This is a genomic window from Melaminivora alkalimesophila (assembly GCF_000282995.1).
Lineage (GTDB): Bacteria > Pseudomonadota > Gammaproteobacteria > Burkholderiales > Burkholderiaceae_C > Melaminivora > Melaminivora alkalimesophila.
The window spans coordinates 1-3,911 of record NZ_ALEE01000143.1 but is presented as its reverse complement, the minus strand read 5'-3'; the positions used below and the strand labels follow the sequence as shown (position 1 = coordinate 3,911).

The following is a 3,911-nucleotide window of genomic DNA, read 5'->3' as shown; positions in this document are numbered from 1 at the left end:
CCCCCCAGCCGCTCCTCCCAGAACAGGCGGTGGAGGATGGTGTGCACATCCAGCGTCAGCAACTCCTGGCGCGTCAGGCTCGCCGCCAGGGTGGCGATACGGCGAAAGTCCTCGTCGTGCGGCGCATCCTCGCCCCCTGCGGCGCGCGCGCCCTCCAGGTTGCCCGCACCCTGCGCTGGCATGCGCTGGATCATCAGGCCGGCCGCCACCTGTTCGTCGGCCGCCAACACCAGTGTGGTCTCCAGCTGCTCGGACTGGCGCATGTACTGGCCCAGCACCTGCGACAGGCGCTCCAGCCGGCCCTCGGGGCCATCGAGCGGCACCACCCCCTGGTAGGCCTGTTGACCGGGCAGGCGGCCCTGCGGATCGAGCGTGATGGCGCAGCGCCCGCCGCCCCCGGCATTCACCATGTCGGGCAGCTGCGCCCCGGGCCCGACGGTCCCCGTCACGGTGGCGGTCGCGCGCAGCTGCAGGTCCGAGCGCACCTCCGCCACCGCGAGCTTGACCGGGCCGTCGCCGAAAACCTGCAGCACCAGCGCGCCGTGGAACTTGAGGTGCGATTGCATCAGCACGCCGGCGGCGCACATCTCGCCCAGCAGCTCGGCCACTGGCGGCGGATAGGGCCCGGTCTCAGTATTGCCCGCGCGGCGCGCCAGCAGCTCCGTCCAGGCGCCCGTCAGGCGGACGATGGCCCCGCGCACCGGCAGGCCGTCGAAGAGGAATTTGTGCAGTTCGGACACGTCTGGCAATCGCTTTCTGTGGGGCGCAGCGCCCGGCGTCTCAGCCGAGGCGGCGCAAGGTGGAGCGGAAACGCCGCGCGTTCTCGATGTAGTGCTGGGCGCTCTGGCGCAGGCCCTCGATCTGCTCGGGCGTGAGCTCGCGCACCACCCGCGCCGGGCTGCCCAGGATCATGGAGCCGTCGGGAAATTCCTTGCCCTCGGTGACCAGCGCACCGGCGCCCACCAGGCAATTGCGCCCGATCTTCGCACCATTGAGCACCACGGCGCCGATGCCGATCAGCGAACCGTCGCCGATGGTGCAGCCATGCAGCATGACCTGGTGGCCGACGGTGACGCGCTCGCCGATCACGATCGGCATGCCGAAATCGGCGTGCAGCACGCTCGCGTCCTGCACGTTCGAGCCGGCGCCGATGGTGATGGTCTCGCAGTCGCCGCGCACCACGGTACCGAACCAGATGCTCGCATCCTCGCCCACCACCACATTGCCCATGACCTCGGCACTGTCGGCCACCCAGCTGGACGCCGCCAGCTGTGGCGCCTTGCCGTCGAGTTCGTAGATCGCCATCGCCCCGCCTTCGTCTGTGGTTGCTGCAAAACTACAATTGTAGGGATGGAGCTTCGCCAACGCGCCCTGGAGATCCTCGGCCTCACGGATCCCGACCAGAAGACCGCCCAGACCCTGGCGCTGTACGCCGCCGCAGATACCGTGGCGCTGGACCCACGGGCGCAGCTCGCGCCCACCGGCCAGCCCCTGCCCGGCCACCCGGCGCGCCCCCAGCTGCTGCACCACACGGAGGTGCCGCGCCGCCCCCCGTCCACGCTGCAGGGCCGCGCGGCGCTGATCCACGCCATCGCGCACATCGAGTTCAACGCCATCAACCTGGCGCTGGACGCGGTCTGGCGCTTCGCCGGCATGCCCGAGCCGTTCTACCGCGACTGGCTGCGCGTGGCCGCCGAGGAGGCGCGGCATTTCGACATGCTGCGCCAGCACCTGCGCACGCACTTGAACGCCGACTACGGCGACTTTCCCGCGCACCAGGGTCTGTGGGCCATGTGCGAGAAGACCGCGCACGACATCGTGGCGCGCATGGCGCTGGTGCCGCGCACGCTGGAGGCGCGCGGCCTGGACGCGACCCCGTTGATCCAGCACAAGCTGCGCGCCGTGGGCTCGCCCGACGCCCTGGAGGCCGTGGCGCTGCTGGGCATCATCGAGCGCGAGGAGATCGGCCACGTGGCGATCGGCAACCACTGGTACGCATGGCTGTGCGGGCGCGCCGGCCTGGATCCGGTGGCGCACTACGCCCTGCTGGTCGCACAATACCAGGCGCCGCGCCCCAAGCCGCCGCTCAACCTGCGGGCGCGCCGCGCCGCCGGTTTCAGCGAGACCGAGCTCGCCTGGCTGGAACACCAGTGAGCCCCGCCGCAGCGGCGCCGCAGCGCTTGCCTACAATGGGGCGGCACGGCCGCTTCGTCCCAGGCGATTGCCCCTTCCATGACCGCCCCGCCCTCTCCGAGCCCCTCTTCTCCAGCCTCCCTCAGCACCGGCTCGATGATCGCCCGCCAGGCCATCATGAACGGCCAGCAGGCCGTCGTCGGCTACGAACTGTTCAACCGCTCGCGCACGCAGCACACGGCGGCCAGCGATGCGCTCCTGACCTTCACCGCCCTGTCGCACGCCGGCACCGATGAGCTCGTCGGCCAGGTGCTGCTGTTCGTCAACTGCACGCACGAGAGCCTCGGAGGCGGGCACCTGGACCTGGTCTCGCCCGACAAGGTGGTGCTGGAGATCCCGCCCCTGGGCCACGCCGCCGCCGAGGAGGTGCACGCGCGCCTGCCGATCCTGCAGCAGCTGCGCGAGCGTGGCTTCCATCTGGCCTTCAACCACACGGTGCTGGAGTCCACCTATGCGCCCTGGCTGCCGCTGGCCGACTACATCAAGCTCGACCTGTGCCTGCTCGCGCCCGACCAGGTCGCCGTGCTGGTCAAATACGCCGGGCGCCACAGCCAGGCCGAGCTGATCGCCGACAAGGTCGAGTCCGCGCAGCAATACGACATGGCCTCCTCGCTCGGGGTCCAGCTGTTCCAGGGTTTCTGGTTCGCGCGTCCCACCCTGGTGCAGGCGCGCGTCCTGACACCGGCGCAGACCACCGTGGTGCAGCTGATCAACCTGGTGCGCAGCCAGGCGTCCATCGAGGACATCGAGGCGGTGCTCAAGCGCGATGCCGGTCTGGTGTTCAACCTGCTGCGCCTGATCAATTCCGCCGGGCTGGGCATGGCGCGCGAGATCAATTCCCTGCGCCAGGCCGTCATGCTGCTCGGGCTGAAGAAGCTGTTCCGCTGGGCGGCGCTGCTGCTCACGGCGGTGCGCAACGCCGACGCGCCGCCCTCCGTCGCCACCAGCGCGGTGGTGCGCGGCCGGCTGATGGAGCTGCTGGCGCAGGACCTGCAATCGCCGGAGGAAGCCGGCCAGGCCTTCGTGGTCGGTTTGTTTTCCATGCTCGACCAGCTGCTCGGCATGCCTCTGGCCGACGCCATCGGGCTGCTCGACCTGCCCCAGTCCACGGCCGATGCCGTGCTGCACCACCGCGGGCTCCACGGCGGCCTGCTGGCGCTCGCCCAGGCCTGCGAGCGCGGCGATGTGGCGGCCTTCCAGGAAGCGGCCCGGGCGCTCGGCATCGATGAGCGGCGCGTCGACGCGGCCCACGTCCAGGCCCTGAGCTGGGCCAGCGCCATCGACCGGGACGGAGGCTGAACGCCCGTCCGCGCTCCATCCGTTCGCCCTTCTGCCCAACGACCCATGTCCGACACCCAGGCAAGCGCCTCCCCCCTGCCCTCCACCGAAGCCGCGGCCGACCCTGCCGCCAGCGACCTGGTCGTGATCGCCCGCCAGGCCATCCTGGACGACAAGCGGGCGGTGTACGGCTACGAGCTCTTCGACCGCTCGGTGGCAGCCAGCTCGCATACCGCCGCCAGCGACGCGGCCCTGTTGTTCAACGCTCTGTCCTTCGCCGGATCGGAGGCGCTGGGCGACCGCAAGACGGTCTTCATCAACTGCACGCACGAGAGCCTGGTGGGGCGGCACCTGGAGCTGATCCACCCGGAGCGCGTGGTGCTGGAGGTGCCGATCCTGGGCGCCAACGCCGAGCCCGAGCAGATCGAGCGGCTGCTGCC

The 3,911-nt window shown here is 70.7% G+C and carries 4 protein-coding genes and 1 pseudogene; 3 read left to right on the top strand and 2 right to left on the bottom strand.

The window, feature by feature from the left end; translation table 11 throughout:
* On the bottom strand, window positions 1–740 hold a 740-nt coding region (gene hslO, locus A612_RS02200; protein ID WP_019372976.1), incomplete at its 3' end, for an Hsp33 family molecular chaperone HslO.
* A 40-nt stretch (window positions 741–780) separates the two neighbouring features.
* Complete coding sequence (locus A612_RS02195) at window positions 781–1,305, bottom strand: gamma carbonic anhydrase family protein (RefSeq protein WP_019372975.1); 525 nt, start codon at window positions 1,303–1,305, stop codon at window positions 781–783.
* 45 nt (window positions 1,306–1,350) lie between these two features.
* Here A612_RS02195 and A612_RS02190 point away from each other — a divergent pair, with 45 nt between their 5' ends.
* The 3 genes and pseudogenes from A612_RS02190 to A612_RS02180 form a co-directional block, all read left to right on the top strand.
* Window positions 1,351–2,154: a ferritin-like domain-containing protein gene (locus tag A612_RS02190; RefSeq protein ID WP_019372974.1), complete on the top strand. Its 804-nt coding sequence runs from the start codon at window positions 1,351–1,353 to the stop codon at window positions 2,152–2,154.
* Window positions 2,155–2,232: 78 nt separating this feature from the next.
* Window positions 2,233–3,492, top strand: a complete 1,260-nt coding sequence (locus tag A612_RS02185) for an EAL and HDOD domain-containing protein (protein WP_040435693.1) — start codon at window positions 2,233–2,235, stop codon at window positions 3,490–3,492.
* 45 nt (window positions 3,493–3,537) lie between these two features.
* A pseudogene (locus A612_RS02180) lies at window positions 3,538–3,911 on the top strand (EAL and HDOD domain-containing protein); the annotation flags it as partial.

Excerpts from the sequence above, each read along its gene's own strand:
- A612_RS02195 (WP_019372975.1), bottom strand. The coding sequence starts at position 1,305 with ATGGCGATCTACGAACTCGACGGCAAGGCGCCACAGCTGGCGGCGTCC.
- A612_RS02190 (WP_019372974.1), top strand. The coding sequence starts at position 1,351 with ATGGAGCTTCGCCAACGCGCCCTGGAGATCCTCGGCCTCACGGATCCC.
- A612_RS02185 (WP_040435693.1), top strand. The coding sequence starts at position 2,233 with ATGACCGCCCCGCCCTCTCCGAGCCCCTCTTCTCCAGCCTCCCTCAGC.